Below are 22,820 nucleotides of genomic sequence, written 5' to 3'. Positions count from 1 at the left end.
AAAACAATTTATATCTTTGTGAGGCGTTACTTAAAGCGTAACACGTCCAACACCGCAAAAATAGGATTTTTTTAGCGTATGTCTAAGGTTAAATATTACTACGATAGCGAGACCCTCTCCTACCGAAAAATTGAAAAGAAAAAAGGCCGAAAACTGGGTATCTTTCTTTTGAGCTTGCTCGGGATGTTGCTGAGCGGTTTTTTATTGCTGGTTTTTTATTTGAACATACCAGGAATTGAAACCCCAAAAGAAAAAACCCTTAAGCGTGAACTGGCGAATATGGAACTGCAATACGACTTGCTGAACCGTAAAATGGACCAAGCCGAGACGGTGTTGAATGAGTTGGCAGACCGCGACAACAATTTATATCGAGTTTATTTTGAAGCCAATCCCATTCCCGAGGAACAACGAAAAGCTGGTTTTGGCGGGGTGAACCGGTACAAGGACTTGGAAGGTTTTGATAATTCCAAACTTATTGTTACCGCAAATAAACGCTTGGATATCCTGACCAAACAAATTGTGGTACAATCCCGCTCCTTGGACGAAATTGCGGCCCTGGCCGAAGAAAAGGAAAAACTACTTGCTGCAATTCCCGCCATACAACCCGTAAATAACGAAGATCTTACCCGCATGGCCTCTGGTTATGGGTATAGGACCGACCCCTTTACCAAAGCAAGAAAAATGCACTGGGGAATGGACTTTACAGCTCCTCGAGGCACTCCGGTGTATGCCAGCGGAGATGGTGTGGTGAGCCGGGCAGACAATAGTGCCTCTGGTTACGGAAACCACATACGTATAGACCACGGCTACGGCTACGAGAGCTTGTATGCGCATCTCTACAAATACAACATCCGCAAGGGACAAAAGGTAAAACGTGGCGATCTAATAGGTTTTGTGGGCAGCACTGGGCGTAGCGAAGCCCCTCACTTGCACTACGAGGTGTTTAAGGATGGCGAGCGCATCAACCCCATCAATTTCTACTACGGAAACTTGAGCCCCGAAGAATTTGCCGAACTCTTGAAGAAATCGCAACAGGAAAACCAATCCTTGGATTAACGGTTGTTGACCCGCCTGCCGGACGGACAGGTTTTAGATTGCAGATTTTTAAAGCTGTAATTTGAAATTCTTTTCACTATTTTCGTGTAGTAATTGAGTAGTATGCACGTAGAACTTCCCGAAAAATTATATTACAGCATTGGCGAGGTGGCCAAAGCGTTCGATGTGAATACATCGCTCATCCGTTTTTGGGAAAAAGAGTTCGATGCACTGAAACCCAAGAAAAATGCTAAGGGCAACCGAAAATTCACCCCTGCCGATATAAAGAACCTAGAGCTTATCTACCACTTGGTAAAAGAGCGTGGGTTTACGCTGGAAGGTGCCAAAATACATTTAAAGGAGAACAAAAAAGAAACACTTTCAAATTTTGAAATTATCAGGAAACTCGAAACCGTAAAGGCCGAGCTACTGAAAATAAAAGACCAACTATAAAACTAAACTATCATGAAAAAATGGTTACCTCTCATCATTATTGTAGGTATTGTATTATTAGCGGGAGCCTATCTGGCCAACCTTAACAACCGCTTGGTGCCGTTGGATGAAAACGTTTCGGCACAATGGGGAAATGTAGAGAGTGCCTACCAGCGCCGTGCAGACCTAATCCCTAATATTGTTAACACCGCAAAGGGTTATGCAGAGTTTGAACAGAGCACACTCATTAAAGTAACCGAAGCGCGCAGCAAAGCAACTTCCATCCAAATAGACCCCAGTAATATTACACCGGCGCAATTGCAGCAATTCCAACAGGCACAGGCAGGACTGACCTCTGCGCTCTCGCGACTGCTAGCTGTTTTTGAACGATATCCAGACTTAAAGGCCAATGAGAACTTCAAGGAACTCATCAACGAGCTGGAACGTACCGAAAACCGAATAAACGTAGAACGCAACCGGTTTAACGAAGCTGCAAGAGAATTGAATGTGGAGATAAAGCAATTTCCAGCGAAACTATTTGCAGGTATGCTGGGCTTTGACGAACGTGCCTACTTTAAAGCAGACGAAGGTGCCGAGAATGCCCCAGAAGTTGAATTCGATTTTAATAGCTAGACCATGTCCAAAGTAGAAGATTTCCTTACCGCTGAAGAAGAGCACGCTGTAGTTGAAGCCATCCGCACTGCCGAGAAGAATACCTCGGGAGAAATACGTGTTCACTTGGAAGCCCATAGCAATGCAGATGCTTTTGACCGTGCTGCCGAAGTATTTGATTTCCTGCACATGAACAACACAAAATTGAGCAACGGGGTGCTCATCTACATTGCCGTAGAAGATCGCACACTTGTTATTATGGGCGATAAAGGCATAAACGACAAAGTGCCTCCACACTTTTGGGAAAGCACCAACGAGGCCATTATAAAACAGTTTAAAAAAGGGGATATCATGCAGGGATTGGTAGATGGCATCCTACAGGCTGGAGAGCAACTTAAAAAGCATTTTCCGTATAGCAAGAAAGATACAAACGAACTACCGGATGATATTTCGGTGGGGTGAAATAATGGTCATTAGTCAAAAATAGCGCGAGGGTGGAATTTCTTAAGAACAGAACATTTATTTATACCTTAATTTTATTGGTATGCACAACTCCAGTATTTGCGCAATTTACAATTCCTGAAAAACCGAGAATTGAAACTTCAGTCTACGACCAAGCAAATCTGCTTACAACTACGCAAAAGGGTGCTCTGGAGCAAAAACTTATCAATTATGCCGATACTACCTCAACCCAAATCGTGGTCGCTATTATAAATACTCTGAATGGTGATGATATTTCTATGGTGGGAGCCAAATGGGGGCAAGCATGGGGGGTTGGACAAGCCAATAAAGACAATGGGATCTTTATCCTACTTTCCAAAGAAGATAGGCAAATAGACATTAACACTGGCTACGGAATAGAATACCGTATGACCGACCGAATGGCCGAGCGCATCATTAACCGGGTGATGATCCCACAGTTTAAAAACAATAACTATTACGCCGGTTTGGACCTAGGGACCGATGCTATTTTTCAAGCTTTGAACGGTGAGTTTGTAGAAACCAGAGATCTAGAAAAAAATTATGACTGGATACAATTTGTGATCGTCGTGGCTATCTTCATAATTTTTATGGTCATTTTAAGGCGTCGTGACAAAGGGGGCGGTAAGCACAACGGTGGTAGTGGCCGTGGCAGCAGTTTGCTGGATGTAATTATTTTGAGCAATATGGGACGTACAGGAGGCTTTGGTGGTGGGGGCAGCTTTGGCGGCGGTGGTGGTGGCTTCGGTGGGGGCTTTGGCGGCGGAGGCTTTGGAGGTGGCGGTGCTTCTGGGAGTTGGTGATTTCAAGTATGATTTACGAGGTACGAATTACGAATTAATTCATAAACTTTTTGGAGCTGGGTTTGGTGGTGGTTGAATCCGTATAAACATTTAGTACTACCGAAAAAATAGCCCAGTACATCTATACATCACTTCTTCCTAATATAAATAGTTACCGGAACACCCGTAAAATCAAACTCCTGGCGGATTTTGTTCTCTATAAAGCGTTTGTAAGGTTCCTTTACATATTGCGGCAGGTTGGCAAAAAACGCAAAGGCGGGATACGGAGTGGGAAGCTGTGTGCAGTATTTTATCTTTACATATTTTCCTTTGTACTGTGGCGGCGGGAACGCTTCAATAATGGGGAGCATGGTATCGTTGAGCTTTGAGGTCTTTATCTTTTTGGTTCGGTTTTTATAAACCTCAACGGCAGTTTCAATGGCCTTGTAGATACGTTGTTTGGTCAATGCCGATATAAATACGATTGGAACATCGGTGTACGGTTCGCACTGTTGGCGGACGTAAGCCTCCATGTCCTTGGTACTCTGGTTGTCTTTTTCAACCAAATCCCATTTGTTCACTAAAATCACTACACCCTTGTTGTTGCGCTCTGCGAGCCAAAAGATGTTCTGTACCTGACCATCGAATCCGCGTGTGGCATCAAAAACCAGCAAAATAACATCGCAATGTTCAATGGCGCGGACGCTACGCATTACAGAATAAAACTCAAGGTCTTCCTTTACCTTGCTTTTCTTTCTTATCCCAGCCGTATCTACCAAGTTGAATTCAAACCCAAAACGGTTGTATTTGGTATCAATACTATCGCGGGTGGTCCCTGCAATATCGGTCACCACAAACCTATCTTGACCAATCAATGCATTGATAAAAGAAGATTTACCAGCATTGGGTCGTCCAACCACGGCAAATCTTGGGAGTTGTTCTTCATCATTTTCGGACTCATCGGGGAGTACTTTTACAAGGTCGTCCAGCAAGTCGCCCGAGCCACTTCCGTTAATACTGGAAATAGTATAATATTTTTCAACCCCCAGCGAATAAAATTCTACCGCATCGTTCTCACGTTTTGCACTATCTACTTTGTTTACTGCAAGGAAATAGGGTTTTCCACTCTTACGGAGAAGTTCGGCAACCTCTTCGTCCATCCCGGTTACGCCGGTCTCAACATCTACCATAAAGATAATGGCATCTGCCTCATCTATGGCAAGTTCTACTTGTTTGTCTATTTCTGCTTCAAAAATATCGTCGCTTCCCACTACATAGCCTCCCGTGTCTATTAAAGAAAATTCTTTCCCATTCCAGTCGCTCTTTCCGTAGTGACGATCTCGGGTAACACCGCTCACGGCGTCGGTAATGGCTTCACGACGTTGGATAAGGCGATTAAAAAAAGTGGATTTTCCTACGTTGGGTCTTCCTACAATGGCAACAATACTCATAGTTCTAAATTCTTATGGACTGCAAAGTTAGGTTTTAGTTGGCAGTTGACAGTGGCAGTTTGCAGTTAAAATTATTTTCATAACCTCCTGCTTACTATTCACTTATTATTGTAGCCAAACCTGCGTAATTGCCTATCGTCGCTACGCCAGTTTTTGTTCACTTTTACGTAGGTCTCTAGATGCACCTGTTTTCCAAAGAATTTTTCCAGATCCTTACGGGCCTCTACCCCTACTCTTTTAAGCGCCGATCCTTTATGGCCAATTATAATTCCTTTTTGTGTTTCACGCTCTACCATAATCACGGAGCGTATGCGGATGATGTTTTCCTCTTCAAAAAATTCTTCGGTATCAATCTCTACGGAATAAGGGATCTCTTTTTTGTAGTGCATCAATATTTTTTCACGGATAATTTCATTCACGAAGAAACGTTCGGGCTTATCGGTGAGTTGGTCCTTGGGATAAAAAGGTGGGTTTTCAGGAAGTAGTGCTACAATGCGGTTGAAGACTTCGGTTACGCCAAAATTCTGCAATGCTGAAATGGCAAACACCTCGGCATTGGGTACTTTTTCTTTCCAATGGTCTACAGCTGCACTTAAAAGTTCTTCGTTCCCCTTATCAATTTTATTGATGAGCAAGAGTACGGGAATCTTAGCATTGGTTATTTTGTTGAAAAAGGCATCGTCCTTCAACTCTTTTTCGCCCAACTCCACTATATACAACAACACATCGGCATCTTCGAAAGCAGATTTCACAAAGTCCATCATACTTTCCTGAAGTTGATACGCAGGTTTTATGATCCCCGGCGTGTCGCTGAGTATCATCTGGAAGTCGTCTCCATTAACGATACCCAAGATACGGTGGCGGGTGGTTTGCGATTTATTGGTAATAATGGAAAGCCGCTCCCCTACAAAAGCGTTCATCAACGTACTTTTCCCCACGTTTGGGTTTCCTATGATATTTACAAATCCAGCTTTGTGACTTTGTTCCTGCATACTGCAAAGGTACGGCCTTCACGAAGCTTGAAGCCTTAAAAAACCTTTAAATTTTTGGTTTGTTCCTCGAGCGGTCGTATAGTACTATACTCCCGGCGACAGCAACATTTAAGCTATATTCTGAAGGGAATTGGACCAAAAAGTGTGATTTTTCAATAGCTTCGTTGGTGAGACCATTGTCTTCGGCACCCAAAAGGTAGACGCAACGTTTGGGATGTTCGAAATCTTCGAGGTTTTGTGCTTTTTCGGTTTTCTCTACACCTACAATCCTAACGCCTTTAGGAAGGTGGCTGAAGAAATCATCAAAAGTTTTGTAATGAAAGTAGGGCATAGACTTTACGGCGTTGTGCGTATCGCTGGCTTGATTTGCGTAACGTTTGCCAACGGTAAAGATAAAACTGGCCCCCAGGTTTTGGGCAGTACGCCAAAGCACGCCAAGGTTTTCGGGAGTCTTTCCGTGGAGGATTCCAATTCCAAAGAATTCGGTGGTGAAGTTATTGGGTTGCATACAACAAAGATACTTTGTTGTCCAAGAATCAAAAAAAACTATCTATTCGTAATAGCTATCTATGATGCTTTGGGTTTTTCGAAGATATCGTAAATCTCATCAAATCTCATTCCCTCATTTGGGACAAATAGATTAAAATCGAATTCAAACTTCTCTGCTTTCTTGTTAGATACGGTCTGGGTATCTTTCTTTTCAACTAATAGGGGCATTGGCAATTATTTTTTCACAAAGAAAGCATTCACACGCTTCATTTGTGTTAACACGGTATTATTTGTTTGTTAATCTTTACCTAAAGTACCTTTTAACAAAGGTTTAAAGCACATTGAGGCTCACAAATAATCAACCCCTTCAGCAGGAATAATGTTTTAAAAATATCGCTCTAACTGAAAAAAGTTATAAAGCAAAAGGGATGACAGTTTTAAGAAACTTACAGTACAGTAAGATTTTACAAAAAAGGGAAATTGTTTAAAGTTTAAATATTGGCTGTTCCTGACACTTGGGGCTCTGCGAAATGTGGCGGGTTTCATATTTTATTGCTAATTTAACAACCCATTCTAAGTGAATTCAGAAAACCTTTCAGCATTACATAAAAAACGGGGTTTCATTATAAAGACTATTATGAGCAACTACCATATAAAACACCTTGAAGAATACTGGCAAGTATACCGAAAGTCGGTACGGAACCCCGAAAATTTTTGGGAAGAAATAGCCGAAGAACATTTTCTATGGCGAAAAAAATGGGACAATGTTTTGTCTTGGGATTTCACGAAACCAGAGGTAAAATGGTTTGAGGGTGCAACATTGAACATTACCGAGAATTGTCTGGACCGTCACCTTGCCACCCGAGCCAACAAAACCGCCATCCTCTTTGAACCTAACGACCCCAAAGAAAATGCCCAGCACATTACCTATAAAGAGCTCCACCAGCGAGTAGCTACTATGGCAAATGTTCTTAGAGAACAAGGTGCAACCAAAGGAGACAGGGTGTGCATCTATCTACCTATGATTCCTGAATTGGCTATTGCAGTGTTGGCCTGTGCACGCATAGGTGCGGTACACTCGGTAGTATTTGCAGGTTTTAGTGCTACTGCCCTTGCTACACGTATTAATGATTGCGATTGTAAAATAGTGATTTGCAGCGATGGAAGCTTCCGCGGAAGCAAAACCATAAACCTTAAAGAGATAGTAGACGAAGCCCTGGAATCGTGCCCTGGCGTAAAAACAAATCTAGTAGTAAAACGTACTGGAGGCGAAGTGACCATGAAGGAAGGCCGTGACACCTGGCTACAACCCTTACTGGACAATGCAGATACAATTTGTAAGGCTACAATTATGGATGCTGAAGACCCTCTGTTTATATTATACACTTCTGGCTCCACAGGGAAACCCAAGGGAATGGTGCACACTACTGGTGGCTATATGGTATATACGGCCTATTCGTTCAAAAATGTATTTCAGTACAGGGAGGATGATGTGTATTGGTGCACAGCAGATATTGGCTGGATCACTGGACATAGCTACATTGTGTATGGCCCCTTGTGTAATGGTGCTACCACAGTGATGTTCGAGGGGGTACCATCGTATCCAGATTTTAGCCGTTTTTGGCAAATCGTTGAAAAGCACAAAGTAACCCAATTTTATACGGCACCTACCGCCATACGGGCCCTGGCTAAGGAGAACCTGGACTTTGTAGAAAAGCATGACCTTAGCTCCATTAAAGTACTAGGAACTGTAGGGGAACCTATAAACGAAGAGGCCTGGCACTGGTATAACGATCACGTAGGCAAAAAAAACAGTCCCATTGTAGACACGTGGTGGCAAACCGAAACCGGTGGCATTATGATAAGCCCTATCCCTTACTCAACGCCTACAATACCTACTTTTGCAACCCTACCGTTACCGGGCATTCAACCTGCTTTGATGGATGAGAACGGGGAAGAAATGAAAGGAAATCAAGTAGAGGGCCGTTTGTGCATCAAGTTCCCGTGGCCTTCTATTGCACGTACTATTTATGGCAACCACGATCGTTACCGAGACACCTATTTTAGCGCATTTAAAAACATGTATTTTACAGGAGATGGCGCAAGGCGCGATGCCGTGGGATATTACCGTATCACAGGCCGTGTGGACGATGTGATTATAGTGAGCGGTCACAACTTAGGCACTGCACCCATTGAGGACGCCATAAACGAACACCCTGCTGTGGCCGAAAGTGCGATTGTGGGCTTTCCGCACGATATAAAGGGAAATGCACTTTATGGTTACATCACGCTGAAGGAAACAGGAGAGGATCGCAATCAAGATAATTTGAGAAAAGAAATCAACCAACTGATAACCGATCGTATTGGTCCGATAGCCAAACTGGATAAAATTCAATTCACTGAAGGTTTACCAAAAACCAGAAGTGGAAAGATCATGCGACGAATTTTACGAAAAATTGCTAGCAAGGATACTGGTAACTTGGGAGACACCAGCACTTTGCTCAATCCAGAGGTAGTTCAGAACATCCTGGACAATGCATTGGGGTAATTTCTAAGCTAAAAAAAATCTGTCCTTCACCATATTTGAGATGGTTATTCTTTATAGTTTTCACAAACCTCTTTAAAATATTTCAATGCTATTGGCCATTTTTCATCATACCTCCCTGTAAAGCCTTATCTACCGTCATAACATTTTCTTTTAGTTTGTTGACAATAATGGTGTAATTCAAACCTTCCATAACTTTTTAATGAGTGGAGCGGGTCCTAGTGTGTATTTCTGCCAGTGGAATACTATTTATTTTGAGAATGAATCCCAAACATATTGCCTTCGGTATCTTCTGCCAGCACCATAAACCCATAGTCACCAAGCGATTGTTTTGACTGAACTACTTTGCCACCAGCTGCTTCTATTCGGCTTTCTTCGTTTGCACAATCGTTACTTCTAAAATAGACAAGTGTGCCACCTGCACTAGGTTCAATGCCTTTCATTTTAACAAGGGTGCCAGCCGCTCCTTCGCCGTTCATTTCCATTGGGAAAGACAGCATTTGTATTTCGTTTTTGGTATCGGGCGGGGGTAGTTCGCTTAATTCAGTTTTAAAAACGGTTTCATAAAATTTCTTGGCTCGCTGTAAATCGTTTACATAGATCTCGAACCATACTACTGGATTTGCTTTCATACTTATTACATTTTTATTGTTGTTAACTATTTCTTGATTTTTTTAAAGTCCATATACAACATACTCCATCGATGGCCATCAAGGTCTTCGAAGCCAAAAACATACATCCAACCTTCAGATAGTTCAGGTTTTGCAAAGATCTTCCCCCCTGCCTTTTTTACCGTTTTTGCCATTTCATCTACTTCTTCCTTGCTCTGGGCATCGATATTCAATAAGACTTCGGTTCCTTTATTGGTGTCGGCTATTTCGTTGTAGGTGAAATTCTTAAAGGTTTCTTCGGGAAAGAGCATCATCACGATTTCTTTTTCCCCTAAAAGGAAACTTGCTCCATCGCTTCGGTTGTAATTAGGGTTTTGTTTAAATCCTATTTCCTTAAAAAAAGTAGTTGATTTCTCAAGGTCCTTTACGGGAAGATTGATCCATATTGATCTCATAGTACATCTATTATTTATCTATTGGTTATTCAAAGATAATATAGATACTTAAGGTTCTTCGGGTGTAATTACGTCAATATCAGGGGTTGATTGCGACAAAACCTTTTTATATCTTTCGTTAAGCCAAATAAAAAACAAATGAAACACGTATCTATTTTAATTCCAAAAGGCCATATAAGTGTAGTGAATGTCGCAGGCACCCACCAAATATTAACGTGGGCCAATGAGTTTTCAAAACAATCTGGGCATCAGAAATTATTTAAGATTGACCTTGTTGGGGTATCAAAAACACCGAGTGCGAATGCAGGATTGTTTCCCGTTGTTCCTGAGAAATTGATTAGTGACATCACAAAAACCGACTTGATAATCCTTCCTGCGATTCATTCAGATTTTGAAGAAAGCTTAAAGGAAAATAGTGACTTAATTCCGTGGTTAATTCATCACTATAAAGATGGTGCCGCATTGGTGAGCTTGTGTATCTCTTCATTTTTCCTGGCATCCACAGGATTATTGGACGGGAAACCGTGTTCTACCCATTGGGCTTCTGCAAATCAATTTAGGGAATTATTTCCCAACGTTGTTTTAACCGATGAAAAAATAGTGACTGAAGCGGATGGCATCTATACCAGTGGTGGTGCGTATGCTTTTACCAATCTCATCATTTACTTGATTGAAAAATATGCTGGTCGTGAAACAGCCATTATGGCTGCCAAAGGTTTTATGATAGACATAGACCGAAGCAGTCAATCGCCATTTATGATTTTTGCAGGACAAAAAACACATAAAGATGATAAGGTATTACAAGCACAAAATTATATTGAAGAACACTTCAAAGATAAAATTGCGGTAAACGATTTATCTGAAAAAGTAGCTTTGAGCAGACGGACTTTTGAACGCCGCTTCAAACAAGCAACATCCAATAGCGTGGTAGAATACCACCAAAGGGTAAAAGTAGAAGCCGCAAAAAAAGAACTGGAAAAAGGCCGAAAAACAATCAATGAAGTAATGTACGAAGTGGGTTACTCAGACCCAAAAGCGTTTCGGGATGTCTTCAGAAAATTTACAGATATGACGCCGCTGGACTATTTGAATAAGTATAGCGCTTCTGTCTTCGTGTAAAAGGAAACGGAATTAAAATGCAACAAACATTGGTTAGGTATAGTAGTTTTTATGCCGAATAAACTAAAGGCTACAAAATTAGGTAAAGAAAACAAACCCATTGTTGTCCCGATGTTGTATCCAGCCCACAAAAAAAGGCTCCACAATTGTGTGAAGCCTTGGCCTTGCTAGTAGCGGGAACTGGACTCGAACCAGTGACCTTCGGGTTATGAGCTTGGAGGTAATATACACCTCTACTTAACAAACAACTACAAATAATATGATTATCAGTATTTTAATAATTTTTTATATTAAATGAAGTCGTTTAAAACCAAATTATTCTGTACCTATTCTGTACCCCTTTTGTAGTTTTTAATTATCTTTGTATTCTACAAGCACATTTACCATTATGGCAAGTATCAAGATTGTTCGTCGTAAAAATAAAGAAAGGAAAGATGGAACGGCTCCACTTGCCCTAAGAATTAGTGAAAATTATAAAACAAACTATAAATTTACTGGACAGTATGTGCTGGAAAAAGATTGGGACAAAATAACTGGGAGAGTAAAAAGAACGCACCCCAATTCAAAAAAACTCAACAATTTCTTACTGAAAAAACTAACTGAAGCAAACGATATTTATTTTGATTCCAAAAAGGAACTTACCACAAAACAGGTCAAGCAAAAGCTTAAAGGAGCTGGTGGTTCAAAATCTTTCTTTACAGTAGCTTCAGAGAGGGTCAAGAATAAATATGAAAAAGGTATTTATTCTGTGGCAAAATCTGAATTATCTATTCTCTACAATTTAGAAGAATTCTTAAATCTGGATACCGCCAAAACTCAAGATGAAGTTATCCTTACTATTAAAAATAGGCGTAAAGAGCGAGTGAGTAAAGGAAGAAAAGGAACGCATTTGTTTATAGACTCTGTGAAGCATTTCAAGAAAAAGAAATCACTGAAATTTCAAGATATTTCCGAATCGTTTTTAGATAAGTATAAAGATTTCTGTACAGTTTATCTGGAGCAAAAAAACCGTACAATCACTAATCAACTTATATTTATCCGTACACTATTTAATAAGGCTATTAAGGATGGTGTAGTTGATGTTAAGTATTATCCCTTTGGTGGTGAGAAAGAAAAAATTCGGATTAGTTCTGGTCATAAAATAGGGCTCACAATAGAGGAAGTTGAGCGTCTCGAAATTGTCAACTTAGATCCAGATACTTCTATCTGGCATACAAAGAATGTATGGCTGGTAGCTTTCTATTTTGCCGGTGTGAGAATATCTGACGCTGTAGAGCTAAGATGGTCTGACTTCATTGATGAAAGGCTCATCTATACAATGGATAAAAATGAAAAGCCAGTTAGTTTAAAAATTCCTGAAAAGGCTGCCAAAATCTTAGAACTTTACAAAAATCACAGAGACGAAAATAATGGGTATGTATTTCCATTTTTAAAAGAAGTTGACCCGACTAATGAAGAGGAAGTTTTCAAAAAAAAACGTAACGCAACCAAATTATTCAATAAATATCTGAAAAGACTTGCCATATTGTGCAACATAGACAAAAATCTATCTAACCACATCGCGCGCCATACCTTTGGGAATATTGCAGGAGATAAAATTCATCCACTGATGCTTCAAAAATTATATCGTCATAGTGATTTAAAAACAACGCTGAACTATCAAGCAAATTTTATACACAAAGATGCAGATGATGCTTTGGATAGTGTGGTGAATTTCTAATTTAATTATTGATCTGACTTCAATATGATTCTTAATATTAAATGACAAGACCTTCAACAAAAGCGATTGAGCGAAGCCAAATTGAAAGATTTATTTCAAATAAAGATCACGGAATCTATTTTACAAGTTTAAGTGAAAATGAAACTCCTGACTTTATTGCAAAGACCTTAGAAAAGAAAATCGCTATCGAACATACCAGATATATAGATGGAGAGCACAAGAAAATAGAGCGATACAGGCAACAAATTATAGACTCTGCCCGAAAACGATTTGAAGAAGAAATTGGAGTGGATATACAGGTATCTTTTAGGTATTCCAGAACCCCTATGGACAGGGAACATTCAAAACAATCCTATGTGGATATGCTTTTTAATATGGTCAACGATATTTATCAAGTAAATAAAACACGAAATTTTAGGGTTTCCACTCACAGACTCAAAGTTGAAAATAAGTACATTGATAGTTTGACAGTTCAATCTGATACAACTTGGAGCAATTGGCAATCATCAGGTGCTTTACTTGTCAAGCCAGCAGACTATGAACAAGTGCAGAAACATATTGACAAGAAGTCAGATTTAGTTCCCACCTATCCCATTGACATTGATGAAAAATGGCTCGTTATCATTGCTGGCATAGGTCATAGATCATCTGGATTTCGATTTGACCTGTTGGATGGTTCTATGCTTTCGCGAAAACGATTTGACCGAGTATTCTTTTTTGATAATCGTTCAGAAGAAATTGTTGAGCTTAAATAAATCTCCCAGTTATACTTAAATTATAATATATCGATTTATTTAAGAAATTATGCAGGCGAAGAATCGATGTTAACTTTTAAAGTTTCGTGGCATTAACAGTCATACTGAAAAATCAACTTCTTTACCTTTATTCTTTAATTGAAAGTTAAAAGTCATATCCCATTTTGCGTTTTCAGTAGCACATAAGTCTATCTTTTCAACTTCGTAGCGTTGCCTTACACTCTGAATTTCTAAGATAGGTGGCATATTAATAACAATCTTTTTTTTCGGCTTTTTAATGGGTAATATAATTTCAACCATTGTCTTGCCAAAGTAAGCAATCAAAAGGTATTGTGGATGATATTTATGATGTACGGAAAGTCGTTTCAATTCAAATATAGGTGTTGGAAAAATAATCTCGTCCGTAAATATTTGATACATACAAGGAAATAGTTGCTTGTCAACTTCTTCTCTAAAAAGATGTTGCTTCATCCAGCTTTCCTTTTTTAATACCTCTTCCGGCATTAATGAAAGGGCTATTTTTAAGAACACCTTGTAAATATGAAAAGGATTTGTCCTACCCAACCTAAAAACCAATCTACCTGAACCATCTGCTTGTAGTTGAAAATCATCCATTGTAGCCAGTTTCCCTTTGAATATGCCAGATTCATCAACATAAATTTCCGTTGGATAATCAAACCCATCCAGCCTCGACTTAAACTTAGGGATTTTACCTCTTTTGTTTTTTATTCTACTTACAATCCTAATAGGTGTTAAAAAAGTGCCTACAGAACTTTCCCATTTGCCCGATAGTTCATTGCAACTGTCACACTCAAAATTATTTCGGCTGGAGTTTTTACCGAATAATTCCGGTATTAAATGAGAATGTGTCTTATTGTTTGTTTTCAGTTCATCGCCACAAAAAATACAGTTTTCTGTATTGCGAATTATGGTATTGGTTGACCGGCCAATAGTTTTGTAAACCCTAAGCAAATCCAACCTTGGGAAGACTTTTATACCTTTGTAATTGTAACCTAAAAATTCTTTTCGTGTAATATGTAAATTTTTAATATTCCTTAATTCAAAATACTTTTAAACCACATTATCGCTGCCTCACCGTCCTTAACTAAAATATCATTGAGGTCATTATTATGAGCAATCTGATTCCGTAAAGTGAACAATTGATTAAATCTATTTTCTAAGTTTGGTTTAGATTTAAAAGTATCTTCAAATTGTGACCAACAGTCTTTTTTGATGATTAAATCTTTAAACTCCCCAAGAGTAAAAAAATTTAACTTTTTTCTGAATGACTGATAATTGTTTAAACTTTCTCCTGGAAACTTTTTTATATGAGAATTTATTTTTCCTTCTGCACTTTGTCTTGTTCTTTCAGGGACAAACTGGTAAAATGGATTATCGCTTACTGCTAATAATCTCTCATTAACTAAATCTCTAATTGAAATTTCTATCTGTTCAATTTCTTTGTTCAAATTTTCCAATGCTGGGGGAAGTTTGAAATCATCTTTTATAATCGCATCCGCATAGATTTGTTTTCCCGAAACGAGAGCTTCAATTGCAGACATAACATAATCTGCACGTTTTTCTAAGAAAGATTCATAATCTTCATAAATCTTGGATAGTCTTTCCTCTTTTTCGAGACCTTCATATCCGCCATTTGCAAGCTCTTCAATAGGTATTAGATGGCTGCTCAACCTACTATGTACAATTTCTCTTTCAGCCCAATCATATCTTTCAGATAAATATTTCAAAGGGTCTTTGCGCCCTATATTTCTGTTTGTTTTTCCTGTAATTAAAGCACAATTTAATGCAACATCACCGTCTATCTCAGCTTCAGAAAGCAATGCATCAGGAAATATATGATGGTATTCCCTCTTTTTTATATTCTTCCTTGATACTGGTTTTCCATCTGCAAAATCGTAGCCTCCTAAATAAGTTGAAATTGCAAGTATTGCTCTTGCACGAATATTTACTCTCTTAGGCCAATCAATAGTCCATAGTTCTTCTTTCTCTACTAATGGATATAATTTTCTGTTCAATACAGGAATATCCTTTTCCGTGTATGGCTCGGAATTTTCCTTCAATTTATCATTCAATACTCTTTTCAAATTTATAAAATCTTGAAAAGCCCTTGAAGCGGCTGAATTTTCATATCTATTGGTAAAAAATGAAGACCAGAGATATTTCTTAAGAAGGATTTCTCCTTTTCCAGCTAAATCACCACTTTCGGGAATTTGTGAAAATGCCGCAGATATAACTGATAGAACTGCATTTGTTGGTAATCTTGCTTTATCATAAATACCTTGGGATTCCATAAATTCTGCCATTCTACCCAAGCAGTTTTCTAAAGTATCCCAATTTGAAACAAGTATGGATTTATCCATTTCTGCCATTCCCCTATGATTAGGTAATTTATCTTGTAATAATGCCGATGTGGCTAAAATTAAAAACTCAAGTTCAAAATAGTCTTTTAATTTTGGGTGTTTTATATCTAAGTTAGCCTGTAAGTCGTGTAGTGAGCTTTTCATTTCACTTTCTACTTCAGCAACTATGATATCGTAAATAGATAACGGCTTGCTGTTTGTATTCATATTTATAAATACTTGCAATGCTATGTCTTTTGGCGTTGATTCGGGTAAGGAAAGATATGGCAAATTAAAATGTGCAATAGTTTCTCTTAACTTGTTTATTCTTAATGTAAGGTCTTTTTGAAACTTTGTATATTTTTTAAACTTTGAAAGTGCATCAGGTTCAGAATCTTTGGGTTCTAAATGTTTTGTAGCTTCGTCAATCCAAGAATCAATTTCAGATTGAATTTCCTCTGGTCTAAATAAATGAGTTGGTACGAATCCGCGTTTCAAAGACTGCTTTGGTGAATCTGCCCATAGTGGGTACTTCTGCCCTTTTTTCAGATAACGAGTACGACAGAATATCGTTATTTCATCATTATAAGGATAATCGTCGTAATCTTCAAACTCAGGAAAATAAACGAAATATGTCTCTGATTCGTAATTATTATTTAATGCTCTCCAAAACGACGTTAATCGTTGTTGTCCGTCAAGAAGATGCTCAGTTACTTTATCTTCAGTTTCAGGTTCCGCTGTGCTAATGTATCGTGAAATAAATTTTTCTTGAGAACCCACATTCAAGATTAGTGTTATCCCAATCGGTAAATTTTGGACGATTGTTTCAAGATAGCTTTCTATTCTTCCTCTATCCCAAGCTTCCATCCTTTGAAAACGTGGTAATTTTATATTTCCGTTTTTTATTTTTCTATACCAATCGGCTAATTCTCTATTCTGAGCGTTACTTGATGTTGATCCCATTCTTATTTTTAAATTTTAAACAAGTTATTATTTTTCTATTATCTTCAAAACCCCTTCGTTACTTTCTTTAAAGGCATTGCTTTGGTTTAAGATAGCTTCCATCGCATCCATATCGCTACCATAAATCGTATGACTAAACGCTTGGGCTCTTTCCAGCATTCGGATATATACTTTTGGGTCGTTGTTCCTGGTCAGCCTGCGTAATGCACCCAAATAATCTTCCCTATAGACGGTGGGTATAATTATTTTTGTATGACCAGCGCTAGACAATTCTGCATTCATCATTACCCGCGCCATACGTCCATTTCCATCTAAGAACGGATGTACCTCACTTACCACAAACATCATATAAGCGGCCTTTGCAAAAGGATGCACAAGTGCTTTATAAAAGTCAAAACTTTGCAGTAGCGTTCCTCGCACCAGTTCCATTTCTACAAAAGATGTGTTACCAGCTTGATTATTTTTATTCTTGAATTTACCGGGATTTTTATCTGTTCTCGCACTCAATAATATCTCGTGGCGGTACTGCAAGATGTCAAGCAGGTTTTCACCCGAATACGGTATTATTTTCATTTCCTGCCTATTGGAAACCAACTGATAGGTTCCCAATACATCGTGGGAATCTTCATTACGGGCTGGCAACGGTTGCTGGGTGGCAATGATTTGTTTTGCAGTATCTATTTCAAAAACGGTTCCCTCTATATAATTGGAAAAATAGCTTTCATAAAAAGCAAAATTGCGATAGGCCTGAGTCGTTGTATTTTGCTCTTCCCTATTCTTAAATTCCTGTTGTTTCAGTTCTCTAAAAAGAATCTCAAACAATTGCACTCGCGCAGGGTCATAAGGCAGTCCAACTGCTCTGGCAGCAGCTACAGGCGATTTAAGTTCCTTTGCAGATCGCGTGGCCAATAGCGCACTAATTATTTTATTAAGCTTTTCGAACTCCTTATGCATCCCCAACTCTTCAGCTATTTCACGCGTACGGTCACGCACGGCGTTAAGTTCATCCTCGCCATTAACACGGATAATCTGTTCCAGTTTTTCTTCTATCTGCGGATACGCAAGTGTTTTGGAGTCGGCACCCGTCTGTCGGGAAACCTGTAAGTTTTCAAGTAGTGCTCGTTCCTGTTGTGAAACCATTAGTTCCCCCGAAAAGGAGGTGTCACCATCAATCGCTCCCGCTCCTTCTATAAACCGAATGGTAATACCGGGAAGTTTTATTTTCTTGGTGTATTTGTACGTTACAAATAATTGACCGCTAGCTGTAGGCTTAAACTCAAATGCAGAGCGATGACTTAATACAGCGCCCGGGTATAAGTTGCCAAGAATGGGAAATATATTTCGTTGGATGATGTCTTCTGGAGTATCTTCAAAGTTCGACGTATAGATTCTTGAAGCAATCTTTCGTACAATACCGTCATCCTCCCACTTCGATATTCTACGGGAGGTTACAGAATCTGGCGAACCAAAAATAATTTCTTGTAGATGCAATGGGCTATTTTTTTCCATCATAAATCAATTTAACTGCAAAAATGCAAAATATTTTCCATTATAGAATATTTATTGCAAAATATTTTCCATTATAATTGTCATAAGACTTTCCATTAAAAAAATTTAAATAGTCAATGCTGTCAAATATTTTCCAGTATAAGCGGATTTTAGTAAAATATTTTCCATTAAATAGAAATTCTAACGGAATATTAATATTTTCGTTTAAATATGGCTGTATATGAAAATTTCCAAATCCTTACGACCTCCAGATAACTGGAAAGACTTTGAAAGACTCTGTAAAAAGCTTTGGGGCGAAATATGGGATTGTCCAGAAATTACAATGAATGGTCGCAATGGACAAAATCAAAACGGTATTGATATTTCTGGAATACCTAAAGGGGAAGATTCTTATTATGGGATTCAATGTAAAGGAAAAGACCTATATACCCACAAGCAACTGACCGAAAAAGAAATTCTTGAAGAAATTGAGAAAGCCAAAACCTTCGAGCCTGCCTTAAAGAAAATGTACTTTACTACCACTGCAGTTAAGGATGCAAAGATTGAAAGCTTTGTAAGAAAGAAAAATCTTGAACATATTAAGCAAGGGATTTTTGAAGTCTATCTTTACTCTTGGGAGGATATCGTTGATCTTATTAAAGAAAACAAAGGCACTTACGATTATTATTTGAACAGCAATTCGTTTAAAACCAACCAATCTGTACAAGTGACTTTCAAAAACGGGGAAACGGAAATGACGGTTTATCCTAAGTTTACACAAAAATCCAGAATCTCCAAAACTCGATACGAAGAGCTCGAAAAAGAGGCAGCGAAGTACATTCCTAAAATCTTTACAGATTTTCAAGAAGACCTTTGGAATAATCACGGTATACTTGATATGGGGTATACGCCTGTTCCAAAACGAACTGAATTCAATCGTAGTTTTTTTGACAGTACTCTTTTAGTCACAAATGACGGCTCCGAACCGTTAGAACATTGGAAATTAATTTTGTTGCTACCTGAACAAATTTCAGAAGCAACCCATAAAAATTATGAAAAAAAGAAAGGTTATACTTTTTTTCATAATTCACCAACTATTCAATTTGACACATATATCGATAAAGAAAATAATCTCATTGAATTAGAACCAAGAAAGAAAATTTTGGTGAGTGATGATAGTTTTAGTTCTGACCCTATTTTTTTAAAAGCATACCCAGAAGATGTATGGTTAGAATTACATTGGAAATTTATGTCCAAAACTCATAAACAAGAAGGAACGCTTACAGTAAATATTCAGGCTGATATTAATTATAAAAGGATAAAAGTAGATGACGATTCCCCATTATTATTGGATGAAAAAAAACGTGTAACTATTGAAGATTTCATTGAAACTGTAGATGACAAATAGTTTCATACCATTTTCATAAAAAAAAATTTGTTCTACCTGTGGTTATTGCTCAGTTGCTTCATATAAAATAAATCCCCTAACTTTATACAAGCATTTAAATTAATGGACTATGATTCACATTCTCACAACCGGAGGTACTATCGAGGGATTAGATTATGTGGATAATGAAGGAATTACAGAATCTAATATTACCATTAAGGATTTTCTAAAGAGTGCAAATATTAACTTTGAATACACTATCGAAAATGTATTTAAAAAAGACAGCCGTGCCATAACTGAAACCGATAGACAACTGCTGGCGGATAGGATAACTGCAATTAAAACTACAAAAGTTTTAATCACTCACGGTACCTATACAATGGAAGACACCGCTCAATATTTGGGTAAACTCAACTTAAAAAAAACAATTGTTCTTGTGGGTTCATTTATTTTAGGCTCAGAAAATAATACAGACGCCTCTTTCAATTTAGGTTATGCTGTTAGTGCTTTACAGCACCTTAACAATGGAGTTTATGTAGCAATGAACGGACAAATTTTTAATTGGGATAACGTAACCAAGAATCTTAAAGACAACAAATTTGAGAGAAAATATGAATGAGGTATGTTTGGCACATCGATACATTGGACAACGTTCTTCTATCTACTTTTAGATATAGTTATTGTATTGATCACTTTATACTTCGCTTCTAAAAATAAAAACAGTAATTATAAAAGGTTTCTTACACTTGGTTTTCTTTTCATAGCCTATAACGTTACAGGAGGTTTTTTACCGATAGATAATTTTCCAGGCCCTTTTATTCTTCAATATATCATTACCTATGGCATCGCTATAACGATGTGCATTTATATTGTTTACTATCTTTATAAAGAATATGATATTGTTGTACTTCAGTTTCGTTCGTCCATAAAAAATCTGGCATTACTTTGTATCGTATGTTTCCATATACTTTTCTTAGGCCCTTATTTTGTTACTGGTTCACTGGATTATGCACGTTTTTCATTTACTGTTCCCATTGCGATTGCAGCATTTATATTTCTTAGGATATTTTACAAGCGAATATCAAATCCTAAAAACCCAAACAAGTTTATTTTAAGACGAAACAAGTTGTCCATAGTTAGCGTTGCTTGTATTGCACTACTACCAATATTTACAGTAATAGGCGATTATCAATGGTTGACGTTTACAAATATGAACATTGCATTTTATGCCATAACTGTTATTGAAGTTGACCGGTATTTATACATCGTTGAAAATAAAGCTAAAATGTATGAGGTATATGCACTCAACAATATCACAGACGTTCAGAATACTGAACAAACCGCAATCTATGAAAATCTTACGCGTAGAGAGATAGAAATAGCGTTGGCTATTTTAAGTAATTCATCTTACAAAAATATTGGTAAAGAATTATTCATTGCCGAAAGCACCGTTTCTAAACACGCCTCTAACATCTATAAAAAAACGGGGGTGAAAAACAGAAAACAATTTATAAAACGATTCAAAACCAAATAATTATCCACAAATTATACGGTATGATACAAGTCCGTAGGAAAATACGGTTTTTTTCATATCAATTTAGTACTGTACTTGTTATTTTGGTATATAGAATTTTATAGGAAATTTTACAACCGAAACCAATCAAAGCTTAACAATATGTTGCACCAAGAATGGAGGCCTATTTATGAATTTCGAATTACTATCTGCACAGTTACCTGACCAGTTGGAAAAAATCAAACTTCAAGATGAACCGATTTTGAAGCAAGCCAAACGGTCAATAATTCTATGCAGAAGTATTTTAAGTGAGTTTAAAAAGCAGGTCTTGGAATTTGGTTTCAAATCACTGGGCGATGAAATCAAATTCTTCAAAGAAACCAAACAACTTCCCCTCAAAGAACTTATTTATTTTTCTGAAATTCATTCCTTCGAAATACAGTTTCCAAAAGCAGATAAATCTGCGCAATTAAAATTCATCAGAAAAAAGATCAAGAAACTGAATCGATTCTTTTTATATAATCTTGATTTTGGACAATATATTAAATCAGGCTCAACCCATTTTGATGAAGAATACTTCACACGGGAACATCTGGATACTTTCTATATAACTACTTCTAAATTTTACTTCCAGGATCCTGATTTCTGCACACCCAGAGATATGCTTTTGGGAAAATATAAAGCTTACAATTCTTTGGTGGAGTATATGAATCATAAGAAACTTAAAGTTAAAAACAGTCTAAACGGTAGCTATTTGAATGGAAAACAAATTGAAAAAATTGATTGGCCGTTTACGAATACAGATTGGGTTGAATTCGTATATGCGCTTTATGCTGCTGGACTATCTAAAAATAATAAGCTGAGTATTGTTAAAATTTCCAAGTTGTTACAAGAAATATTCGACTTTGAACCAAAGGATATCTACAAAACCTTTCAAGACATCAAAAATCGTAAAAATAGTCGCACTTTATTTCTCGACCAGCTTATGACCTCCCTACTCACTGAGATGGCTAAAAGTGAGGAATAATAAACTTTACCAAGTATTTACACCCACTTGTTAAGACACAAAAAAAGACCGTACTACGGTTAACCTACGGTCTTTTTATTTTGTGTCCTGTATTCATTTAAATTGGAATGTTTTGACATATAATTTCCAGTAAATAACCGTCAAAACACTACAATATCTATCAAATTTTAAGATGTTAAATTTTGACCGTAGTACGGTTGTACTGGGGAAGAAAACTCAATAATACTCTACAAATTTGTAGAACGAAAGTTAAATCCGGTCAGGGACTATCATTTTAGTTGAACACTAAACGGAAGTCTCTTTCTACTAAAACCGTTCTACTATGCCAACAAGCATCATAACCACAGACGACCTTCGGGAATTCAAAATCGAATTGCTCGATGACATCAAAAAACTTTTATCAAAACAAGCTACGGGAAAACTCAAAAAATATCTGAAGTCTTCCGAAGTGATGGATATGCTTCAAGTAAGCCCAGGCACATTACAAAATCTTCGGATCAACGGTACATTACCTTACACAAAAATAGGTGGCATCATCTATTACGATGTTGAGGAAATTCAATCTGTAATGACGGCCAATAGAGTTCATCATAAAATTGATTAA

General features: G+C 37.8%; 23 protein-coding genes. 14 read left to right on the top strand and 9 right to left on the bottom strand.

Features of this window, described 5'->3' with window-relative positions; genetic code table 11:
• Window positions 1–78: 78 nt before the first annotated feature.
• The 5 genes from C8D94_RS05475 (at window position 79) to C8D94_RS05455 (ending at window position 3,362) form a co-directional block, all read left to right on the top strand.
• Complete coding sequence (locus tag C8D94_RS05475) at window positions 79–1,056, top strand: M23 family metallopeptidase (protein WP_115122856.1); 978 nt, start codon at window positions 79–81, stop codon at window positions 1,054–1,056.
• Between the two features lie 102 nt (window positions 1,057–1,158).
• The gene (locus C8D94_RS05470; protein WP_115122855.1) at window positions 1,159–1,488 is read left to right on the top strand and encodes a MerR family transcriptional regulator; all 330 of its coding nucleotides are present in this window, start codon (window positions 1,159–1,161) and stop codon (window positions 1,486–1,488) included.
• A gap of 12 nt (window positions 1,489–1,500) precedes the next feature.
• On the top strand, window positions 1,501–2,100 hold the full coding sequence (locus tag C8D94_RS05465) for a LemA family protein (protein WP_115122854.1): 600 nt from the start codon (window positions 1,501–1,503) through the stop codon (window positions 2,098–2,100).
• Window positions 2,101–2,103: 3 nt separating this feature from the next.
• Complete coding sequence (locus C8D94_RS05460) at window positions 2,104–2,541, top strand: TPM domain-containing protein (protein ID WP_115122853.1); 438 nt, start codon at window positions 2,104–2,106, stop codon at window positions 2,539–2,541.
• A 32-nt stretch (window positions 2,542–2,573) separates the two neighbouring features.
• Window positions 2,574–3,362 (top strand): TPM domain-containing protein, encoded by a 789-nt coding sequence (locus C8D94_RS05455; RefSeq protein WP_115122852.1) that lies wholly within the window; start codon window positions 2,574–2,576, stop codon window positions 3,360–3,362.
• Window positions 3,363–3,490: 128 nt separating this feature from the next.
• On the opposite strand, the gene der is transcribed toward C8D94_RS05455, so the two are convergent.
• From der to C8D94_RS15260, 4 genes are all read right to left on the bottom strand, one after another.
• Window positions 3,491–4,792 carry a ribosome biogenesis GTPase Der gene (gene der, locus C8D94_RS05450; RefSeq protein ID WP_115122851.1) on the bottom strand — a complete coding sequence of 434 codons (1,302 nt, stop codon included), beginning with the start codon at window positions 4,790–4,792 and terminating at the stop codon, window positions 3,491–3,493.
• Between the two features lie 98 nt (window positions 4,793–4,890).
• Window positions 4,891–5,784 carry a GTPase Era gene (gene era / locus C8D94_RS05445; RefSeq protein ID WP_115122850.1) on the bottom strand — a complete coding sequence of 298 codons (894 nt, stop codon included), beginning with the start codon at window positions 5,782–5,784 and terminating at the stop codon, window positions 4,891–4,893.
• 46 nt (window positions 5,785–5,830) lie between these two features.
• Window positions 5,831–6,292 carry an RNA methyltransferase gene (locus C8D94_RS05440; protein WP_115122849.1) on the bottom strand — a complete coding sequence of 154 codons (462 nt, stop codon included), beginning with the start codon at window positions 6,290–6,292 and terminating at the stop codon, window positions 5,831–5,833.
• Window positions 6,293–6,351: 59 nt separating this feature from the next.
• Complete coding sequence (locus tag C8D94_RS15260) at window positions 6,352–6,501, bottom strand: hypothetical protein (RefSeq protein ID WP_170134722.1); 150 nt, start codon at window positions 6,499–6,501, stop codon at window positions 6,352–6,354.
• Window positions 6,502–6,850: 349 nt separating this feature from the next.
• Here C8D94_RS15260 and acs point away from each other — a divergent pair, with 349 nt between their 5' ends.
• Window positions 6,851–8,821 (top strand): acetate--CoA ligase, encoded by a 1,971-nt coding sequence (gene acs, locus C8D94_RS05435; protein WP_262510537.1) that lies wholly within the window; start codon window positions 6,851–6,853, stop codon window positions 8,819–8,821.
• Window positions 8,822–9,063: 242 nt separating this feature from the next.
• Here acs and C8D94_RS05430 read toward each other — a convergent pair whose 3' ends face one another.
• Both C8D94_RS05430 and C8D94_RS05425 read right to left on the bottom strand, forming a co-directional pair.
• A complete protein-coding gene (locus C8D94_RS05430) occupies window positions 9,064–9,450 on the bottom strand; it encodes a VOC family protein (RefSeq protein WP_115122848.1) in 387 nt (128 codons plus the stop codon).
• 26 nt (window positions 9,451–9,476) lie between these two features.
• Window positions 9,477–9,884 (bottom strand): VOC family protein, encoded by a 408-nt coding sequence (locus C8D94_RS05425; protein WP_115122847.1) that lies wholly within the window; start codon window positions 9,882–9,884, stop codon window positions 9,477–9,479.
• 138 nt (window positions 9,885–10,022) lie between these two features.
• On the opposite strand from C8D94_RS05425, the gene C8D94_RS05420 reads away from it, so the two are divergent.
• From C8D94_RS05420 to C8D94_RS05410, 3 genes are all read left to right on the top strand, one after another.
• A complete protein-coding gene (locus tag C8D94_RS05420) occupies window positions 10,023–11,003 on the top strand; it encodes a GlxA family transcriptional regulator (protein ID WP_115122846.1) in 981 nt (326 codons plus the stop codon).
• Window positions 11,004–11,391: 388 nt separating this feature from the next.
• A complete protein-coding gene (locus C8D94_RS05415) occupies window positions 11,392–12,723 on the top strand; it encodes a tyrosine-type recombinase/integrase (RefSeq protein WP_115122845.1) in 1,332 nt (443 codons plus the stop codon).
• Window positions 12,724–12,764: 41 nt separating this feature from the next.
• Window positions 12,765–13,478 (top strand): hypothetical protein, encoded by a 714-nt coding sequence (locus C8D94_RS05410; RefSeq protein WP_115122844.1) that lies wholly within the window; start codon window positions 12,765–12,767, stop codon window positions 13,476–13,478.
• A 99-nt stretch (window positions 13,479–13,577) separates the two neighbouring features.
• Here C8D94_RS05410 and C8D94_RS05405 read toward each other — a convergent pair whose 3' ends face one another.
• From C8D94_RS05405 to C8D94_RS05395, 3 genes are all read right to left on the bottom strand, one after another.
• Window positions 13,578–14,456 carry an HNH endonuclease gene (locus C8D94_RS05405; protein ID WP_170134721.1) on the bottom strand — a complete coding sequence of 293 codons (879 nt, stop codon included), beginning with the start codon at window positions 14,454–14,456 and terminating at the stop codon, window positions 13,578–13,580.
• Between the two features lie 77 nt (window positions 14,457–14,533).
• The gene (locus C8D94_RS05400) at window positions 14,534–16,801 is read right to left on the bottom strand and encodes a DUF262 domain-containing protein (protein ID WP_115122842.1); all 2,268 of its coding nucleotides are present in this window, start codon (window positions 16,799–16,801) and stop codon (window positions 14,534–14,536) included.
• Window positions 16,802–16,828: 27 nt separating this feature from the next.
• A complete protein-coding gene (locus tag C8D94_RS05395) occupies window positions 16,829–18,313 on the bottom strand; it encodes a Fic family protein (protein ID WP_245946186.1) in 1,485 nt (494 codons plus the stop codon).
• Window positions 18,314–18,530: 217 nt separating this feature from the next.
• Between C8D94_RS05395 and C8D94_RS05390 the strand changes: the two genes are divergently transcribed.
• From C8D94_RS05390 to C8D94_RS05370, 5 genes are all read left to right on the top strand, one after another.
• Window positions 18,531–19,697 (top strand): hypothetical protein, encoded by a 1,167-nt coding sequence (locus C8D94_RS05390; RefSeq protein WP_115122841.1) that lies wholly within the window; start codon window positions 18,531–18,533, stop codon window positions 19,695–19,697.
• A 109-nt stretch (window positions 19,698–19,806) separates the two neighbouring features.
• Window positions 19,807–20,295 carry an asparaginase domain-containing protein gene (locus C8D94_RS05385; protein WP_115122840.1) on the top strand — a complete coding sequence of 163 codons (489 nt, stop codon included), beginning with the start codon at window positions 19,807–19,809 and terminating at the stop codon, window positions 20,293–20,295.
• A 3-nt stretch (window positions 20,296–20,298) separates the two neighbouring features.
• Window positions 20,299–21,210, top strand: a complete 912-nt coding sequence (locus tag C8D94_RS05380) for a helix-turn-helix domain-containing protein (protein ID WP_115122839.1) — start codon at window positions 20,299–20,301, stop codon at window positions 21,208–21,210.
• A gap of 169 nt (window positions 21,211–21,379) precedes the next feature.
• Window positions 21,380–22,216 carry an RteC domain-containing protein gene (locus tag C8D94_RS05375; RefSeq protein ID WP_115122838.1) on the top strand — a complete coding sequence of 279 codons (837 nt, stop codon included), beginning with the start codon at window positions 21,380–21,382 and terminating at the stop codon, window positions 22,214–22,216.
• A 322-nt stretch (window positions 22,217–22,538) separates the two neighbouring features.
• Window positions 22,539–22,820, top strand: a complete 282-nt coding sequence (locus tag C8D94_RS05370) for a helix-turn-helix domain-containing protein (protein WP_115122837.1) — start codon at window positions 22,539–22,541, stop codon at window positions 22,818–22,820.

The organism is Marinirhabdus gelatinilytica (assembly GCF_003353425.1).
In the GTDB taxonomy this organism is placed as follows: Bacteria; Bacteroidota; Bacteroidia; order Flavobacteriales; family Flavobacteriaceae; genus Marinirhabdus; species Marinirhabdus gelatinilytica.
Note: the sequence above shows the minus strand (reverse complement) of the source record. Positions and strands in the feature narration are given on the sequence as shown.